11 protein-coding genes and 1 tRNA gene are annotated in these 17,751 nt (G+C 68.4%); 8 read left to right on the forward strand and 4 right to left on the reverse strand.

Translation table 11 applies throughout. The annotated features are described in order from the left end of the window. Positions 1-102 precede the first annotated feature (102 nt). Entirely contained in the window at positions 103-2,568 is a 2,466-nt protein-coding gene (locus VD964_RS03300; protein WP_324865538.1) for a hypothetical protein, read from the forward strand. A 70-nt stretch (positions 2,569-2,638) separates the two neighbouring features. On the opposite strand, the gene VD964_RS03305 is transcribed toward VD964_RS03300, so the two are convergent. Next, complete coding sequence (locus VD964_RS03305) at positions 2,639-3,274, reverse strand: DUF882 domain-containing protein (protein WP_324865540.1); 636 nt, start codon at positions 3,272-3,274, stop codon at positions 2,639-2,641. A 559-nt stretch (positions 3,275-3,833) separates the two neighbouring features. Here VD964_RS03305 and VD964_RS03310 point away from each other — a divergent pair. Further along, the gene (locus VD964_RS03310) at positions 3,834-5,150 is read left to right on the forward strand and encodes a pentapeptide repeat-containing protein (RefSeq protein WP_324865542.1); all 1,317 of its coding nucleotides are present in this window, start codon (positions 3,834-3,836) and stop codon (positions 5,148-5,150) included. 66 nt (positions 5,151-5,216) lie between these two features. Here the strand turns inward: VD964_RS03310 and VD964_RS03315 are convergent, their stop codons facing one another. From VD964_RS03315 to VD964_RS03325, 3 genes are all read right to left on the reverse strand, one after another. Then, a complete protein-coding gene (locus VD964_RS03315) occupies positions 5,217-6,935 on the reverse strand; it encodes a sensor histidine kinase (protein WP_324865544.1) in 1,719 nt (572 codons plus the stop codon). A gap of 112 nt (positions 6,936-7,047) precedes the next feature. Next, positions 7,048-7,644 carry a response regulator transcription factor gene (locus VD964_RS03320; RefSeq protein ID WP_324865546.1) on the reverse strand — a complete coding sequence of 199 codons (597 nt, stop codon included), beginning with the start codon at positions 7,642-7,644 and terminating at the stop codon, positions 7,048-7,050. Then, positions 7,641-9,755, reverse strand: a complete 2,115-nt coding sequence (locus tag VD964_RS03325) for a PAS domain S-box protein (protein WP_324865548.1) — start codon at positions 9,753-9,755, stop codon at positions 7,641-7,643. The genes VD964_RS03320 and VD964_RS03325 overlap by 4 nt, the downstream gene beginning before the upstream one ends. Positions 9,756-9,931: 176 nt before the next feature. Between VD964_RS03325 and VD964_RS03330 the strand changes: the two genes are divergently transcribed. From VD964_RS03330 to VD964_RS03355, 6 genes are all read left to right on the forward strand, one after another. Further along, the gene (locus VD964_RS03330; RefSeq protein WP_324865550.1) at positions 9,932-10,954 is read left to right on the forward strand and encodes a TRAP transporter substrate-binding protein; all 1,023 of its coding nucleotides are present in this window, start codon (positions 9,932-9,934) and stop codon (positions 10,952-10,954) included. A 238-nt stretch (positions 10,955-11,192) separates the two neighbouring features. Further along, on the forward strand, positions 11,193-11,762 hold the full coding sequence (locus VD964_RS03335; RefSeq protein WP_310114446.1) for a TRAP transporter small permease: 570 nt from the start codon (positions 11,193-11,195) through the stop codon (positions 11,760-11,762). Then, the gene (locus VD964_RS03340; RefSeq protein ID WP_324865555.1) at positions 11,759-13,057 is read left to right on the forward strand and encodes a TRAP transporter large permease subunit; all 1,299 of its coding nucleotides are present in this window, start codon (positions 11,759-11,761) and stop codon (positions 13,055-13,057) included. The genes VD964_RS03335 and VD964_RS03340 overlap by 4 nt, the downstream gene beginning before the upstream one ends. A 170-nt stretch (positions 13,058-13,227) precedes the next feature. Continuing rightward, positions 13,228-15,279 (forward strand): molybdopterin oxidoreductase family protein, encoded by a 2,052-nt coding sequence (locus VD964_RS03345; RefSeq protein ID WP_324865557.1) that lies wholly within the window; start codon positions 13,228-13,230, stop codon positions 15,277-15,279. Between the two features lie 240 nt (positions 15,280-15,519). Next, positions 15,520-17,316, forward strand: coding sequence for a single-stranded-DNA-specific exonuclease RecJ (gene recJ, locus VD964_RS03350; RefSeq protein ID WP_324865560.1), 1,797 nt, complete (start codon positions 15,520-15,522; stop codon positions 17,314-17,316). A 348-nt stretch (positions 17,317-17,664) separates the two neighbouring features. Continuing rightward, positions 17,665-17,740 (forward strand) — tRNA-Glu (locus VD964_RS03355). Positions 17,741-17,751: the final 11 nt, after the last annotated feature.

The raw sequence follows: 17,751 nt of genomic DNA on the forward strand, positions 1-17,751 counted from the left end.
ACCTCCGTTGCGTTCAACCGCTATCGGAAGGAGAGTTTCCTCCCGACGTGACGCGCGCGACGGCGTGCCGTCCGTCGTATTCGATGACGGGGAACGAAGCTGATGGCTGCCGAAACACAGACTCCAGACAAAACCATTTATCTCGGCCTCGCGATGTCCGGCGCGATTTCCGCCGGTGCCTATTCCGCTGGCGTGCTCGATTTCCTGGTGGAAGCGCTGGAGGAGTGGGAGGCGGCGAAACGGCAGGACATCGCCAACGGCACCCGGACGGTGCCTCATCACAAGGTCGTCATCGCGACGATGACCGGCGCGTCGGCCGGCGCCATCACCAGTTCCATCGGTTCTCTCTGCGCCGGCATGGGCGCGCGGCCTTCGAAGGCCCGCCGGCCGAACGACCCGAACTACGCCGCGCGTGACGAGGCGGGAACGGCCGGCAAGGTCCCCTGGCACGTCCTGCCGGAACTCTATCAGGCATGGGTGGACGGCCCGGCCTTCGTGAAGAGCGATGCCGACAAGGCCGCGGCAAAGCAGGCGGAGGGCGGGACGCCGACGATCCCCGGGCTGCTGGACAATGCGGATTTGCCTGCCGGCACCAAGCTGGGCGATGTGTACTCGCTTCTCAACGCCCAGCCGCTGATGAACATCGGCCGCAAGGCGCTGGCCGACCTGGAGGTGGCGGCGAGCGCCCCCGATCGTCTGCCGCCGCGCCCCTACATCGCCGAAAACCTGCATGTGCTCCTGACCCAGACCAACACCCGCGGCATCCCCTACAAGATTGAGGTGCGGGGCGGCATGGGCGGGTCGGCCTACGGCATGATGAACCATCTCGACCACGCCCATTTCGTCCTGAAGGGACTGGGATGCGCAGCCTTCGTCAGCCCATGGGCGCAGTCGGACGCGGCCTACAGCTACACCGTCGATTCGAACGCCGGCGGCGCCGCGGCGCGGAACGAGGGCTCGCTGTGGTTCGAGAGCAAGGACGGGGAGAAGCCGAAGGATTACACCCAGTCCAACAGCAAGCGGCTGGTGAAGAACACGCTCGCGTCCGGGGCGTTTCCGATCGGGCTCTCGGCCCTGGACCTGGTGACTCCGCTGTCACACTACAACCAGCGCGCCTGGCCGATGAGCATCCCTCCCGATCGGTTCAAGGAGATCAAGCCCCAGTGGCCGTGGGGGAACGGCTCCTCCGGGAAGGGAACGGTCCTGCAGCCGCCGGAGAATTACCGGTTTGCGGCGGTGGACGGCGGCGCCATCAACAACGATCCCTTCGACCTCGCCCGTTACGCGCTGATGGAAAATCCCCCCGAACGGGCGCCGAGCGATGTGGCGGAAGTCAACCGCATCGTCGTGATGATCAGTCCCTTCCCCGAGGCCCCGACCATCGACGGCCTCAATCCGGATGGGAGCGCGAACACCCGGCTGACCAAGATCGTCTCGAAGATGATCGGCATGTTCGTCGAACAGAGCCGCTTCCGCCCCGACGTGCTGATGCGCGCCCTGGACAACACCGGGGCCGACCTGTGGCGCATCTCCCCGTCGCGCTTCGTCGGCACCAAGTCGCAGTCCGCGGCCATCGCCTGCGGTCTGTGGGGCGGCTTCGGCGGCTTCCTCGACATCGAGTTCCGGCGCCATGATTACGAGCTGGGCCGCCGCAACTGTCAGCGATTCCTGCAGTCCTGGTTCGGCCTGCCCGACAACAATCCGCACATCGATGCGGTGGGCGAGCCGATCAGCCGCGTGATGAAGACCGACGAAGCCGGCGAGGAGGTTCGTTACCCGATCATCCCGCTCTGCGGCAGCGCGCGCATGGAGGTGACGCCGCGCGACTGGCCGACGATCACGCCGCAGACCTATCAGGGCTTCGTGGACGCGGCCATGGCGCGCTACGACCGGCTGGTCGATCTCGGATGGAAGCAGCTTCTGGAGTCCCTCAGCACGGGCGAAGCCGTCGTCACCCGGTTCAATGTCCTCACCTGGGCCGTGTTCAAAAAGGCGAGATCGAGCACACTGAAGGCCATCCGCAAGTTCACCTTTCCCGATCTGGTCCACCGCGACCAGATCCTGCAGGAAGACCTGCGCCGGGTGCTGGAGTGCTGCATGGACGACAAGCCGTCGCCCTATATCCTGACCATGCGCCTGCTGAAGAGCTTTCCCGACTTGCAAAGCAGCAAGAAGGTCATCTTCGACGTCATGCGCGGTACGGCCTCGCTGCCTACCGATGTCATCGCCGAGAACATCTGCCTTCTGCTGGCCCGGTCGATCGACAAATGCCCGGTCGAGGTGGATCACATTACCGCGCTGTTCGCCAAGGACGCTCCGGTCTACCGTTCGGCGGACAGCGTTCTGGACGAGCTGAGGCTGGCCTATGCCGATGTCTCGCCGGACGCCAGGGCCGACGACGTGGCGAAACTCATGGAGAAGTTGCAGGGGTACGGCTACATCGCCATCGAACAGTGGACCGGCGTCGGCACCGGCAATCCCAAGAAGGCGGGTTGGATCGGGTGGAGCAAGACCACTCCCGCCTACCGCTACGCCTACCGCGACGACGGCGACACGATCGACATCTGATATCGGTGTCGGAAAGTTCCGGCTCTCCGACCCCGGCATCGCCCGCGACCGCAATCCGACGGAGGCCCGCTCACCAATGGCGCAGCGGGCCGACGTCGACGTGGACGAAGTTGCTGTCGGGGTAATAGCCGACGCCGCCGCCGCGCAGGCTCAGCGCCGCGCGCTGCAGCTGGCGGGTGGACATCTTCGGCACCCGCAGGTCGATGGCCATGCCGCGCATGTGGAAGCTGTTCTGGGCGACGCCGCTGTGATCGGCTTCGCGCAGCATCGCGTTGGATTCCGGCGAACGGTAGCCGGAAACGATCTCGATCGGACCCTTGCGGCCGATCTTGCGGCTCAGGTTGTGGACCAGATCCAGCAGCTTCGGGTCGATGGGATGGACCGAGTTGTTGCGGTGGTCGCGCAGCAGGTGGTTGATCGCCCGCACCGCATCGCGCACATAGCGGCCCTTCGCCCAGTACTCGGCACTGACCTTCTCGCCGGTGTGCAGGTTCACCAGGGACAGCATCCGCGGTGGGGCGCGGAGCGCCGCGGCCTCGGCCTCCTCGCTCGCGAACAGGGTTCCCCCGGCGGAGGCGACCGCCGCCAGGCCAAGCCCGGCGCGCAGAAGAGAGCGGCGATCGAGATGACGGCGTTCGGTGGCGTGGCTCTCGCCAGCGCTCGGGCGTGCGGTCGTGGTCGACCGGGCGTCCGCATCCTTCATCATTCTTCCTTCATATCCCGTTTTTCCGCTCCGGGGCGCCGTCTCCGTCCTTCGGAGCCCGTCATCCCGGTTACGGCCAAAGCCACACCCCGGCCAAGGTCAGGGCGTGCTGCGGTGCGTTAGTCCGAAAGGTGGGACACTTTTAGGATGTCTGTGGCCTTTGCTGTCAAGAAACCATTGCTTAACCGTTGCCGGTTTTCGGCCGAGTCCAGGGTTTCCGCCGAACAGCGGGCGGGGCGACCCGGATGCTGAGGCGAAGCTGTTCGCGACTCGTTCGCAGCCGGTTCGATTACAGAACCGTAACGTGCGCGACTCGGGAGCTTCACCGTAGAATGACCCTGCCGGACCGGAAGGAAGGGCTCGGACATCCGTATGGCAAAGCTTCTGTTTTTCACGACGGACCTCGTCCGGCGCCGCTCTGCCCGGCCGGACGCCATAGCGGCGCACTCCCGAACCGCATCCTCCGAAAGAGTGAGCGCAAAAGGAGATTCATTCAGCCTTCGGTAAGGAATGAATCGCATGATTGTCGCGATGTAACCAATTTCACGGCGTCAACCTGCCCGTGCCCACCGCCTCCGCCCCCACCGCCTCCACCGTGTCCTTCTTTCGGCCCGATCAACTGGCCGAGGTGCTGGACCGGCACGCCCGCTGGATCAAGGGCCAGCCGGGCGGTGCCCGCGCCAACCTCGCCATGGCCGACCTGGAGGGTGTGGACCTGTCGCAGCGCGACCTGCGCGGCGCCCGTCTGGTCGGCGCGCGGCTGGCCCGCGGCCGGCTGAACGGCACCAATCTGGCCGGCGCCGACCTGTTCGGCGTCGATCTGCGCGACGCCGACATCAGCCGCGCCAACCTGATGCAGACCGATCTGCGCGGCGCCCGCCTGCGCGCGGCCGATTTCTCCAACGCCAACCTGAAGGGGGCGGACCTGCGCGCCGGGACGCTGGAGCCGGGCGGCAGCGCAAGGCGCGGCACCGGCCCCGATGCACCCAGCGGCCAGGACGCCGAAAGCGCCCGCCAGCTCCACAAGGCGGCGCTCGCCCGCCTGCAGAACGGCACGACGGCGGAGGGTGGGATCCCCACCGACCTGACCGGCGCGGTGCTGCGCGGCGCCAACCTGTCCGATGCCGAGCTGACCGGTGCCGTGCTGCAGAACGCCGACCTGTCGGGGGCGGTCCTGAACGGCGCGGATTTGACCGGTGCGCGGCTGAACGGCGCCAACCTGTCGGGGGCGTCGCTCGACGGCACCCGCTTCGACAAGGCCGACATGGTCGGCACCCGCATGGCCGACTGCGACCTGTCCTCCACCCGGATCGCCACCGCGCAGATGACCCGGCCGATCGATAGCATGGGGTCGGAGATTCAGCGCGCCATCTTCGACCATGAACGCTGGATCGACAGCGTCGGCCAGCGCGGCCAGCGCGCCGACCTGGACGGCGCCGACCTCAGCCGCGCCGACCTGCGCAACGTCAATCTCAGCGCCGCATCCTTGCGCGGGGCGAACCTGTCGGCGGCGGCGCTGACCGGCGCCCGGCTGATGATGACCGACCTGTCCGGCGCCAATCTGGAGGGCGCCAACCTGATGGGCGCCGACCTGTCCGGCGCCAATCTCAGCTATGCCGTGCTGACCAACGCCGACCTGACGCGGGTGCGGTTGGGGCCGGCGGCGATCAAGGACCCGTCGGGGCGCCCGACCGGCCGCTCCTGGGCCGCCAACCTGATGGGGGCCGACATGCGCGGCGCCCTGCTGGTCGGGACCTGCCTGGTCCAGGCCAACCTGTCCGACGCCAATCTCGACAGCGCCGATCTGGACGGCGCCGACCTTGCCGGTGCCAAGCTGCAGCGCGCGATGCTGCCGGGCCGTCCGCCCCGGCGGGGGTAGGAACCTTGGGGGCCGAACGCCCGCCCTCCCTCACGGCAGCCGGGCCCTCACGATAGCCGTCCCTCCTCACGGCAACCGGATCGTCACCGTGGTTCCGACGCCGGGGGTGCTGTCCAGGGTCAGCAAGCCGCCATGGGCCTCGATGAAGCGGCGGGCCAACGGCAGTCCCAGCCCGGTGCCCGCCTCGGCCTTCGTCAGATAATTGTGGACCTGCCGGAACGGCTCCATTGCGATCTGCAACTCGTCGGCCGTCATCCCGACTCCGGTGTCGGCAATGACGATGACCGCGCCCTTGCCGTCCGGCCCGGCGGCTGCCTCCACCCGCACGGCACCGCCGGCGGGGGTGAACTTGATGGCGTTCGACAGCACGTTCAGCACCGCCTGCCGCATGCGGACCCCGTCCGCCGTGACCTGCAGGGTCCGGTCGATCCCGTCGCCGGTCAGCGTCACGCCCTTGCGCAGGGCGAGTGCCTCCACCAGCCCCATGCAGTCGTCCAGCAGTTCGCCGACCGGCACGCAGGCCGGGAACAGCTCCAGCCTCCCGGCCTCGATCTTCGCCATGTCCAGCAGCTCGTTGACGAGGTCCAGCAGGTGCCGGCCGGACTGGTGGATCGCCGTCATGTACTCGACATGCTTCGGCGGGGCCGGGCCGAAGATGCCGGACATCAGCGCCTCGGCGAAGCCGATGATGGCGTTCAGCGGGGTGCGCAGCTCGTGGCTCATGTTGGCCAGGAACTCGCTCTTGGCCCGGTTGGCGGCCTCGGCATGCTCCTTCTCGGATTCCAGCCGGCGGCGCTGTTCGATCAGAATGGCTTCGCGGGCGCGGCGCACCTCCTCCTCGGCGCTGCGGCGGCGGCGGTAGGCGCGGGACACCAGCAGGGCCAGCCCCAGCGTCGCGGCACAGGCCGCGGCAGCACCGCCGATCACCGTCATGCGGAGGGCGTTCAGCCTCTGCTGCACGATTGCCGACGGCACGCCCAGCACCACCGACCATCCGGTCTCGGCGGAACGGTGGATGACGGCATGGACTTCCTGGCCGTCCTTCGTTTTGCCGTTGAACATGCTGTTGCTGCCGATCCGGATGCGTCCTTCCAGGGCCGTATAGACGCGCTGGCCCAGATGGGTTGCGGCATCGCGCGACCGGGCGGCGATCAGCATGGACGGATCGATGACCGTGACCGTCCATTCGGGCGGGGTGTTGCGGGTCTGCAGCGCGCCGCCGAGCCCTTCCAGCCCCAGGGCGAGCGACAGGACATAGCGCACCCGGTCGCCCTCGGCGGCCGGATCGTATTGCAGGACCGGCGCGCGCAGGATCAGCGACGGTCGCCCCGGCGGCCCGCCCGGCGGCAGCACGCCGCCGATCGCCGCGCGGCGGCTTTCGATCACGTGGCGGGTGATCTCGTCCTGCCGCGGCGGCGGCAGCGGCTGGACGCCCAGCGGGTAATGGGTGTGGAAGGCGAAACGTCCGGTGTCGGTGTCGATCAGCCCCATCGCCAGCCAACCGTTCTGGCTGTGGGCGGCAGCGGTGGTTTCGTCATACAGCGCGCGCAGATCGCCGACGCTGGGCTGGACCAGGGCCGACAGCAGTTCCAGCGGCCGCAGCTGGCTTGCCAGTTCACGGTCGACCGCCAGCGACAGCGACTGCGCCACAGACTGCAGTTCGCCCTCCATCTTCCCGCGCTCGCGGGCGTCGAGCTGCCAGACCAGCACGGCGCCGAACAGCAGCAGGGGCGTGGTCACAGCCACGCCGATGGCGAGCAGGGAACCGGGCAACCGCAGGCGCAACCGTCGACGCTCCACTGCTAAGGCACCACCGGAGTGGCAAGGAATGGTCGGGGGCTTGCTTGGCGGGGCAGGCCGGGGGCACCCCCGGTCAAATCCCGGGTCACCCACCAGATCACGCGGCACCGGTCAGCAGCCGGGTCAGTTCCACCGCGGTCTTGACGCGCATCTTCTCGAACACATGGCTGCGATGGACCTCCACCGTGCGCATGCTGATGCCCAGCTCGTCGGCGATGACCTTGTTCAGGCGGCCGGCGACGACCAGCTCCATCACCTGCCGTTCGCGCTGGGTCAGGGTCGCCAGCCGCGCCGCCAGCCCGGCCTGTCCCGCCTCGCGCTCGCGCTGTTCGGCGTCGAAGGCCAGGGCGTCGATCACCCGGTCGACCAGTTCGTTGTCGTTGAACGGTTTTTCCACGAAGTCGCGGGCTCCCTTCTTCAGGGCGCTGACGGCGATGGGAACGTCGCCATGGCCGGTCAGGAAGATCACCGGCATCCGGCATCCCTTGGACAGCAGCCGGTCGAACAGCTCCAGTCCGCTCATCCCCTCCATGCGGATGTCCAGCAGAAGGCAGCCGGCCATATCCGGCCTCCACCCCTCCAGGAAGGCTTCCGCGGAGGGCCAGCCGGCCACCGGCACGTTGCGCGACTGGAACAGCCAGCCGAGCGCGTCGCGGATCGCCTCGTCATCGTCGACGATGTGGAGCGTGGTCATTCTGCGGCCTCTGCGCTTTGGTCTGAAACTCGGCCCGAGGGTTGGGCATGCACCGGCAGGGTGAACAGGAAGCGTGTCCCGGCGGAGTTGCCGTCCGGGGCATCCTCCGCCGCCACCGCTTCGAACCACAGCCGGCCGCGGTGGTGCTCGACGATGGAGCGGCAGATGTTCAGGCCCATCCCCATACCTTCGCGCTTAGTGGTGAAGAAAGGGGAAAACAGGCGCTCCGCCACATCGGGCGCCACACCGCAGCCGCGGTCGCGGATCTCCGTCAGCAGCACGCCGTCCCCGGCTTCGTCCCCCCCTCCCTCCCGGCGGACGGTCACGGTCAGGCGGCGGTCGTCGCGCGGGGTGCGGGCCATCGCCTCGATCCCGTTGCGCATCAGGTTCAGCACCACCTGCTGCAGCAGGATGCGGTCGCCGGTGACCGGCGGCAGGTCGGCCGGGGCGTCCAGTTCCACCCGCACGCCCAGCCGTGCGGCGTCGGCGCCGGTCAGCCCGACGCAATCCTCCAGCACGCGGGCGAGCGAGCAGGGGGCGACGTTGGGGTCGCGCTTGCGCACGAAGTCGTGGATTCGCCGCACCACCTGCCCGGCGCGCTTGGCCTGCGCCGCCAGCTTTTCCAGCGCCGCGGCGACCTCGTCGGTGTCGAACCGGCCGGAGCGCAGGCGATTCAGGCAGCCGGTGCAATAGCTGGCGATGGCCGACAGCGGCTGGTTCAGCTCATGCGCCAGGGTGGAGGCCATCTCGCCCATCGTGATCAGGCGGGAGGTCTGCTGCAGCCGCTCCTGCTGCTGGCGGGCCAGTTCCTCGGCATGCTTGCGTTCGGTGATGTCGAGGACGGAGCCCATCCAGCCGGTCTGGCGCCCGTTGGCGTCGATCAGCGGCGCCTCGTAGATCAGCGCGTCGAACCGCTCGCCGTTGGCGCGCCGGAACCGCATCTCCAGCCCGGTTTCCGGCGCGCGGCCGGCCAGCACGTCCTGCAGGGCGGCCTCCGCCCGGTCGATCTCCTCCGGCAGCCAATAGGGCATCGGCGGGCCGCGCCCGACCAGATCCTCGGCCGCCAGACCGACCATCCGGCAGAAGGCCGGGTTGACGTAGGTGATGCGCCCTTCCAGGTCGCGGGCGCGCATGCCCACGGTCAGGCTGTCCTCCATCGCCTTGCGGAAGGCATGCTCCTCTCGCAGGGCCTCCTCGGCGCGCAAGCGGCCGGCGATGTGGCGGCGCAACGACCACAGGCTCCACAGCGCCGATCCGGTCAGCGCGAAGATCGCCGCCACCAGGACGGTGCGGGTGACGTTGGACTCGCTGGGGTAGGCGGTGGCGACCAGAGCCAGCCCGTGGCCGGGCGGATCGAAGGGGATGACATGGCTCCTGGCCGGATCGGGTGCCGGACCCGTCATGGACCCGGGCACCACCATGCGCGATTTCGCCCCCAGCACGGTGCCTGTGACGTCGATCACCTCCAGCTGGTAGCGCTGGGCGAACCACCAGGGGACATGGTGGGTCAGCATCGCCTCGAACGAGAAGACGCCGACCAGCGCACCGACGAAGACGCCGTCGCGGAACAGCGGAAAGGCGACGTCGAACCCGCGGTCGGTGGCGTCGATCCGGTAGGGCGCGCCATAGGCCCTGAGGCCGGTGGACCGGGCGATGCGCATCGCGTCATGGCGGGTCAGGCTGTCGCCGGGCGGGCCGTCCGCACCCGGCGTACCGTCCTGGGGCAGCGGCGGCTCCGCCAGCATGGTGCGGCCCTGGGGGTCGAGCCAGAGCACCCGTTCGATCGCCGGGTTGGTGTTCACCACCAGCCGGGCCATTGCGGCGAACTGCCGCAGGTCCACCTCCGTCCGGCCCAGCGTCTCCGCCAGCCTCTCCAGCTTGTCCTCGTCGGATGCCAGCTGGAAATGCAGGTTCTGCTCCACCCACAGCGCGTCCTTGATCAGGGCCAGCGCCTCCTCGTCCCGCTCGTTGCGCTGCAGCAGCCACAGGAAGGCGCCCAGCAGGACGACGACCAGCGCCATCGCCACCAGTGGCATGGCGTGCGGCACCGCCCACCCGGATCGGGAGGCGGGCAGGGCGGCGGAGCCGGGGGTGCGGTTGGACTGCGGCATGACGATTGACACGAAAGTGTGGAGGCTGACGACGATGGGACCGGACGAAAGTGGGATAGGCCGACTCTGCGGATATCCACAATAGCCGCAATTCGTCGGATCATGAACAATGCGCAACAAGTTCAGGACGGAACATTCCGTCCAACCGATAATCGACACCAGAGGGGAACGCACCTATGAAACTCGTGAAGCTTCTGTGCGCGGCGGCGGTCGGCTGCATGATGTCGGCGCCGATGGCCTTGTCCACGGCCTGGGCCCAGGACCAGATCGTGATCAAGTTCAGCCACGTCGTCGCTCCGGAGACGCCGAAGGGCAAGGGTGCCGAGAAGTTCAAGGAACTTGCCGAGAAGGCGACCAACGGCAAGGTCAAGGTCGAGGTCTATCCGAACAGCCAGCTCTACAAGGACAAGGAAGAGCTTGAGGCCCTGCAGCTGGGCGCGGTGCAGATGCTGGCGCCGTCGCTGGCCAAGTTCGGCCCGCTGGGCGCCAAGGAATTCGAGGTCTTCGACCTGCCCTACATCTTCCCGAACAAGGACGTCCTGCGCCGCGTGACCGAGGGTCCGATCGGCAAGCAGCTGTTCCAGAAGCTGGAAACCAAGGGCATCATCGGCCTGGCCTATTGGGACAACGGCTTCAAGATCATGAGCGCCAACAAGCCGGTCACCAAGCCGGAGGACGTGAAGGGTCTGAAGATGCGCATCCAGTCGTCCAAGGTGCTGGACGCCCAGATGCGCGCGCTGGGCGCCCTGCCGCAGGTGATGGCCTTCTCCGAAGTGTACCAGGCGCTGCAGACCGGCGTCGTCGACGGCACCGAAAACCCGCCGTCGAACATGTACACCCAGAAGATGCACGAGGTGCAGAAGAACGCCACGCTGACCGACCACGGCTATCTCGGCTATGCGGTCATCGTGAACAAGAAGTTCTGGGAAGGCCTGCCGGCCGATGTCCGCACCGGGCTTGAGGGTGCGATGAAGGAGGCGACCGCCTACGCCAACGACATCGCCCAGAACGAGAACGACGTCTCGCTGGCCCAGATGAAGGCGTCGGGCAAGACCGCCTTCCACACCCAGACCAAGGAAGAGCGCGAAGCCTGGATCAAGGCCCTGAAGCCGGTCCACAAGGATGCCGAGTCCCGCGTCGGCAAGGACCTGATCGAATCGATCTACAAGGAAGCCGCCGCCGCCGGCTTCAAGATGTAAGGGCTTGCGGGCGGGCTGCGTCTTCCCGCCGGAAGGCGCGCCCGCACCGAACCGGCATCCGCTTCAGTCGGCTGTCTTTCCGCAAAGGCGGGAACCCAGACGTCCCGATGCGTGCGCTCCGGCAGCCGCCTGGATCCCCGCCTTCGCGGGGATGACGGCCGAATGGCGCGCCGCGGGTTTTGCCGCGGCTCTCCAGCGTACCCGACACCATCTCCGCCGACCGGGAGATCCCCCCGACATGCTTATGAAAATACTCGACCGCCTTGAGGAGACGTTGATCGCCTCCCTCATGGCGGCGGCGACGCTCGTCATCTTCGTGGCGGTCATGCACCGCTATCTGTCCGGCGTGGCCGTCATCCAGGATTACGTCATCCACTGGAACCTCGCCTGGGCCCAGGAGGTCTGCATCTACATGTTCGTGTGGATGGCCAAGTTCGGCGCCGCCTATGGCGTGCGCACCGGCATCCATGTGGGCGTGGACGTGGTGATCAACCGGCTGCGGCCGGACATCCGCGGCCGCTTCGTCGTCTTCGGACTGCTGGCCGGCGCCCTGTTCACCGGCGTCGTCGGCGCTCTCGGCGCCAATTTCGTCTACCACATCGCCGAGACCGAACAGGTGTCGGCCGACATGGAGTTGCCGATGTGGCTGGTCTATCTGGCCATCCCGCTCGGCTCCTTCCTGATGTGCTTCCGCTTCCTCCAGGTCGCCTGGACCTTCATCCGGACCGGCGAGCTGCCCCACCACGATCATGCCCAGGTCGACGGCATCGACCCGGTCGAAGCCGCCAACGAGGGAGGCCCGGCGTGAACGCGCTCATCATTTTCGGGCTGCTGATTGCCCTCATGCTCACCGGCATGCCGATCTCCATCTCGCTCGGCCTGACCGTTCTGTCCTTCCTGTTCCTGATGACCGACGTGCCGGTCGCCGCGGTGGCGCTGAAGCTGTTCACGGGCATCGAGAAGTTCGAGATCATGGCGATCCCGTTCTTCATCCTGGCCGGCAACTTCCTGACCCATGGCGGCGTCGCCCGGCGCATGATCAACTTCGCCACCTCCATGGTCGGGCACTGGCACGGCGGGCTCGGCATGGCCGGCGTGCTGGCCTGCGCCCTGTTCGCGGCGGTGTCGGGCTCCAGCCCGGCGACGGTGGTCGCCATCGGCTCCATCATCCTGCCGGCCATGGTGGCGCAGGGCTTCCCGAAGAATTTCGGCGCCGGCGTCGTCACCACCTCGGGCGCGCTCGGCATCCTGATCCCGCCGTCGATCGTGATGGTGATGTACTGCGTCGCCACCACCGGCCATCCGCAGGCGCCCTCCATCGGCCAGATGTTCCTGGCCGGCGTGGTGCCAGGCCTGATGCTGGCGGCCTTCCTCGGCTTCACCACCTGGTACCGCGCCCGCAAGTTCGGCTATCCCCGCCTGCCCAAGGCGAGCGCCCGGCAGCGCTGGCTGGCCTTCCGGGAAAGCTTCTGGGGCCTGCTGCTGATCGTCGTCGTGATGGGCGGCATCTACACCGGCATCTTCACCCCGACCGAGGCGGCGGCGATGGCCGCGGTCTATGCCTTCATCGTGGCGGTGTTCATCTACCGCGACATGCCGCTCACCCGCGTGCCGAAGGTGCTGCTGGACAGTGCCAGCATGTCGGCGATGCTGCTCTACATCATCACCAACGCGGTCCTCTTCTCCTTCGTCATGACGTCGGAGCAGATCCCGCAGAGCATGGCCGCCTGGATCCAGGGCCAGAACCTGAGCGTCTGGGTCTTCCTGCTGGTCGTGAACATCGTGCTGCTGATGGCCGGCAACTTCATGGAGCCGTCGTCCATCGTCCTGATCATGGCGCCGATCCTGTTCCCGGTGGCAATGTCGCTGGGCATCGACCCGGTGCATTTCGGCATCCTGATCATCGTGAACATGGAGGTCGGCATGTGCCACCCGCCGGTGGGCCTGAACCTCTACGTCGCGTCGGGCATCACCAAGATGGGCATCACGGAACTGACGGTCGCGGTGTGGCCGTGGCTGCTGACGATGCTGATCTTCCTCGGCCTCGTCACCTATGTGCCGGCGATCTCGCTGTGGTTCCCGCGCCTGATCGGCGTGATGTAAAGCCGCAAGTCGTCTGGGGATTTTCGCCCGAGCGGTTGGGGCCGCGAAGTCCGGAAGGGGACTTCGCGGCCCTTCTTTATTGTACCCATACATTGTTGCGCATTGAAGCGGTCGCGCCGCCGGGCCTAAACTTGCCGTTCTCCCGCCGCCAGCCAGACCAGAGGTTAGCCTTGTCGGCCCAGTTCCTGCCCACGGCCTGTCCGCACGATTGCCCCAGCACCTGCGCGCTGGAGGTGGAACGCCTCGCCCCCGACCGCATTGGGAAAGTGCGTGGCGCGGCGGAGAACAGCTACACCGCCGGCGTCATCTGCGCGAAGGTCAGCTGCTATGCCGAGCGCGTCCATTCGCCGGACCGGCTGAAGACCCCGCTTCTGCGCACCGGCCCGAAGGGCTCCGGCCAGTGGAAGCCGATCGGCTGGGACGAGGCGCTGGACCGCATCGCCGATGCCTTCCTGACCGCCGAGCGCGCTCACGGCCCCGAAGCCGTCTGGCCCTATTTCTACGCCGGCACCATGGGTCTGGTGCAGCGCGGCGCCATCCAGCGGCTGCGCCATGCCAAGGGCTATTCGCGCCAGACCAGCACCGTGTGCGACACCCCGGCCAACATGGGCTGGCTCGCCGGCTATGGCGACATCCGCGGCGCCGACCCGCGCGAGATGGCGGAGAGCGACCTGATCGTCAACTGGGGCGGCAACCCGGTGGCGACCCAGGTCAACGTCATGACCCATGTCAGCCGCGCCCGGAAGGGCCGCGGCGCCAAGCTGGTCACCATCGATCCCTACCGCACCGGCACGGCCGAAGTTTCCGACCTGCACCTGATGCTGCGGCCGGGCACCGACGGGGCGCTGGCCTGCGCGGTGATGCATGTGCTGTTCCGCGACGGCTACGCCGACCGCGCCTATCTGGACCGCCTCGCCGCCGGCACCGACCGGCTGGAGGCGCATCTCGCCACCCGCACCCCCGAATGGGCGGCCGGGATCACCGGCCTGACCGTGGGGGAGATCGAGGAGTTCGCCCGCCTCTACGGCACCACCAAGCGCAGCTACCTGCGCGTCGGCTACGGCCTGTCGCGCGCCCACAACGGCGCGGCGCAGGTTCATGCCGTCTCCTGCCTGCCGGTGGTCACCGGGGCGTGGCAGCACAAGGGCGGCGGCGCGCTCTATTGCTCGTCCGGCATCTACAAGCTGGACAAGACCCTGTCGGAGGGGCTGGACCGTCTCGACACGTCGGTGCGCAGCTTCGACCAGTCGCGCATCGGCGCGGTGCTGACCGGCGACCCGCGCGACCTGACCAGCGGCCCGCCGGTGACGGCGATGCTGATCCAGAACACCAACCCGGTGACGATCTGCCCGGATTCGACCCGCGTCCGCCAGGGTTTCCTGCGCGAGGATCTGTTCGTCGCGGTGCATGAGCAGTTCATGACCGACACGGCCAAGCTGGCCGATCTGGTGATCCCCGCCACCACCTTCCTGGAGCATGACGACATCTACCGCGGCGGCGGCCAGATGCACATCCTGATCGGCCGCAAGGTGATCGAGCCGCAGTTCGACGCGCGCGAGAACCACTGGGTGATCTCCGAACTCGCCCGCCGCGTCGGCGCCGAGCATCCGGGATTCGGCATGACTGCGCTGGAGATCATCGACGCCATGCTGAAGGCGTCCGACCTGGGCGACGCGGCGACGCTGACCGAGCAGCGCTGGATCGACGCCCAGCCCGATTTCGAGACCTCGCACTTCCTCAACGGCTTCGCGCATCCCGACGACAAGTTCCGCTTCGCCCCCGACTGGGCGGCGCTCGGCCCCTATGGCGGCATGCCGGAGCTTCCCGACCACATGCCTCCCGGCCGCGATGCCGACGCCGAGCATCCGTTCCGTCTCGTCACCGCCCCGGCGCGCCAGTTCCTCAACACCTCCTTCACCGAGACGCTGACCGCCCAGCGCCGCGAAGGCCGGCCCACCGCGCTGATCCACCCGGACGACGCGGCCGGGCTCGGTCTGGCCGACGGCGACGCGGTGCGGCTGGGCAACCCGCAGGGCAGCGTCGTGGTCCATGCCAAGCCCTTCGCCGGCGTGCCGCGCGGCGTGGTGATCGTCGAAGGCATCTGGCCCAACAGCGCCTTCGTCGAAGGCATGGGCATCAACAGCCTGACCTCACCGGAGCCGGTCCCGCCCGCGGGCGGCGCGGCGTTCCACGACACGGCGGTTTGGATGCGGGCGGCGTAGGTTCTGTAGCGGGTGCCCCCTCCCTAACCCTCCCCCGCGTTCCGCGGGAGAGGGAACTCCGCCACACTCCCGCAAAGCTCCTCCCCCCTCTCCCGCGAAGCGGGGGAGGGATGGGGAGGGGGCACCCAACTCGACAACTCCCCACCCCCACATCCCACCTCTGCCCACACCCACCGTGCGCCGCGCGCCCATCTCTGCTATGGCTGTGCCCCCATCCCAGAGAGACCGTGCAGCACCGCCATGACCGAAGCCGCCGCCTTCCTCAACGTCGCCAACTCCCTGTCCGGCAAGCGCTGGCAGGCGCGGCCCTGCGACGAGCGGCAGGCGCAGGCGCTGACCCAGGGGCGCGGGCTGCCGGAGATCGTCGGCCGGGTGCTGGCCGCCCGTGGCGTCACCGACGAGACCTGTGAAACCTTCCTCAACCCGACGCTGAAGGCTCTGCTGCCCGACCCTTCGCGCTTCCGCGACATGGACCCGGCGGCCGAGCGCATCGCACGGGCCATCCGCGACGGCGAGCCGGTGGCGGTCTTCGGCGACTACGACGTCGACGGCGCCACCTCCGCCGCTCTGCTGCGCCGCTTCTTCCGCGCGCTCGGCGCCGACATCCGCGTCTATGTCCCCGACCGGATCACCGAAGGCTATGGCCCGAACGCCGCGGCGCTGCTGCGGCTGAAAGGGGAGGGGGTGCGGCTGGTGGTGACCGTCGATTGCGGCATCTCCGCCTTTGCGGCGCTGGAGGCTGCCGCCGACGCCGGGCTGGAGGTCGTCGTTCTCGACCACCACGCCGCCGAACCGCGCCTGCCTCCCGCCGTCGCCCTGGTCAACCCCAACCGGCTTGACGAGGACGGCACCTATCGCACGCTCTGCGCCGCCGGTGTCACCTTCATCACCATCGTCGCCGTCAACCGCGCCCTGCGCCAGTCCGGCTTCTACAGCGGCCGGACAGAACCCAACCTAATGGAATGGCTGGACCTCGTGGCGCTCGGCACGGTGTGCGACGTGGTCCCGCTGACCGGCCTCAACCGCGCGCTGGTGGCACAGGGGCTGAAGGTGATGGCGCGGCGCGCGAACCCGGGCCTCGCCGCCCTCTCCGATGTGGCCGGGGTAAAGGACAAGCCCGACGCCTACCATGCCGGCTACGTCCTCGGCCCCCGCGTCAATGCCGGCGGCCGGGTGGGGGCGTCCGACCTCGGCGCCCGCCTGCTCTCCACCGACGATCCCATCGAGGCGATGGAACTCGCCCAGCGGCTGGAAGGCCACAACGCCGAACGCCGCACAATCGAACAGGCGGTTCTCGACGAAGCGCTGGAGCGCGTCGCCGCCGAGGCCGGGCGCGAGACCGATCTGGTCTTCGTCACCGGCGTCGGCTGGCACCCCGGCGTCATCGGCATCGTCGCCGCCCGGCTGAAGGAGCGCTACAGCCGCCCGGCCTGCGTCGTCGCCCTGGAGGAAACCGCCGACGGCACCGTCATCGGCAAGGCGTCGGGCCGCTCCGTGCGCGGTGTCGATCTGGGATCCGCGGTGATCGCCGCCCGGCAGGAAGGGCTGCTGCTGGCCGGCGGCGGCCACCGCATGGCGGCCGGCTTCACCGTGGCCGGCGACAAGATCGACGCGTTGCGCGATTTCCTGCACGGCCGCATCTCCGAACAGGTGGCATCCGCGCCGCTGGTGCCGACGCTGGAACTGGACGGCGCCCTGTCGGTCGGCGGCGCCAGCGTCGGTCTGGTGACCACCCTCGACAAGCTCGGCCCCTACGGCACCGGCAATTCGGAGCCCCGCTTCGCCATCGCCGACGCCCGCGTGGTGCGCGCCGACGTGGTGGGTGCCAACCATGTCCGCTGCATCCTGCAAGGCAACGATGGCGCCCGGCTGAAGTCCATCGCCTTCCGCGCGCTCGACAGCGACATGGGCCAAGCTCTGCTGACCGGCCGCGGCACCCCCTTCCACCTTGCCGGGGTGCTGCGGATCGACCGCTGGAACGGGTCCGAAGGCGTGCAGTTGCTGATCGACGACGCGGCGCCGGCGCGATCGGCGTAGGGTTGGTGGGGTAGTGGGGAGGTTTTGGGGGGCAGCGGGTGCCCCCTCCCCATCCCTCCCCCGCTTTCAGCGAACCTACGGTCCGCCTGTCGCGTCAGCACAAAGCGTAGCTTTGTGCGAGAGCTTCGCGGGAGAGGGGGCAAGATGCTTGTCGGCATGACGCATCTGCCGAAGCGGCGGCAGTCCCCTCTCCCGCGATCGGACCGGCCTTCGGCCGGCCGAGAGCGGGGGAGGGTTAGGGAGGGGGCACCCACCGCCACCCCCGCCCACAAAAAAGTATCGCCCCACACAAAAAAGCGCTTGCGCTCACCGCCGCCGATCTTTAGAAAGCGCGTCACCGCGAACGACGTCCCCGTCGTCTAGAGGCCTAGGACACCGCCCTTTCACGGCGGCGACACGGGTTCGACTCCCGTCGGGGACGCCACTCTCTCGGTT

The organism is Azospirillum sp. (assembly GCF_035628975.1).
GTDB lineage: Bacteria > Pseudomonadota > Alphaproteobacteria > Azospirillales > Azospirillaceae > Azospirillum.

Excerpts from the sequence above, each read along its gene's own strand:
- VD964_RS03300 (WP_324865538.1), top strand. The coding sequence starts at position 103 with ATGGCTGCCGAAACACAGACTCCAGACAAAACCATTTATCTCGGCCTC.
- VD964_RS03305 (WP_324865540.1), bottom strand. The coding sequence starts at position 3,274 with ATGATGAAGGATGCGGACGCCCGGTCGACCACGACCGCACGCCCGAGC.
- VD964_RS03330 (WP_324865550.1), top strand. The coding sequence starts at position 9,932 with ATGAAACTCGTGAAGCTTCTGTGCGCGGCGGCGGTCGGCTGCATGATG.
- VD964_RS03335 (WP_310114446.1), top strand. The coding sequence starts at position 11,193 with ATGCTTATGAAAATACTCGACCGCCTTGAGGAGACGTTGATCGCCTCC.
- VD964_RS03320 (WP_324865546.1), bottom strand. The coding sequence starts at position 7,644 with ATGACCACGCTCCACATCGTCGACGATGACGAGGCGATCCGCGACGCG.
- recJ (WP_324865560.1), top strand. The coding sequence starts at position 15,520 with ATGACCGAAGCCGCCGCCTTCCTCAACGTCGCCAACTCCCTGTCCGGC.
- VD964_RS03325 (WP_324865548.1), bottom strand. The coding sequence starts at position 9,755 with ATGCCGCAGTCCAACCGCACCCCCGGCTCCGCCGCCCTGCCCGCCTCC.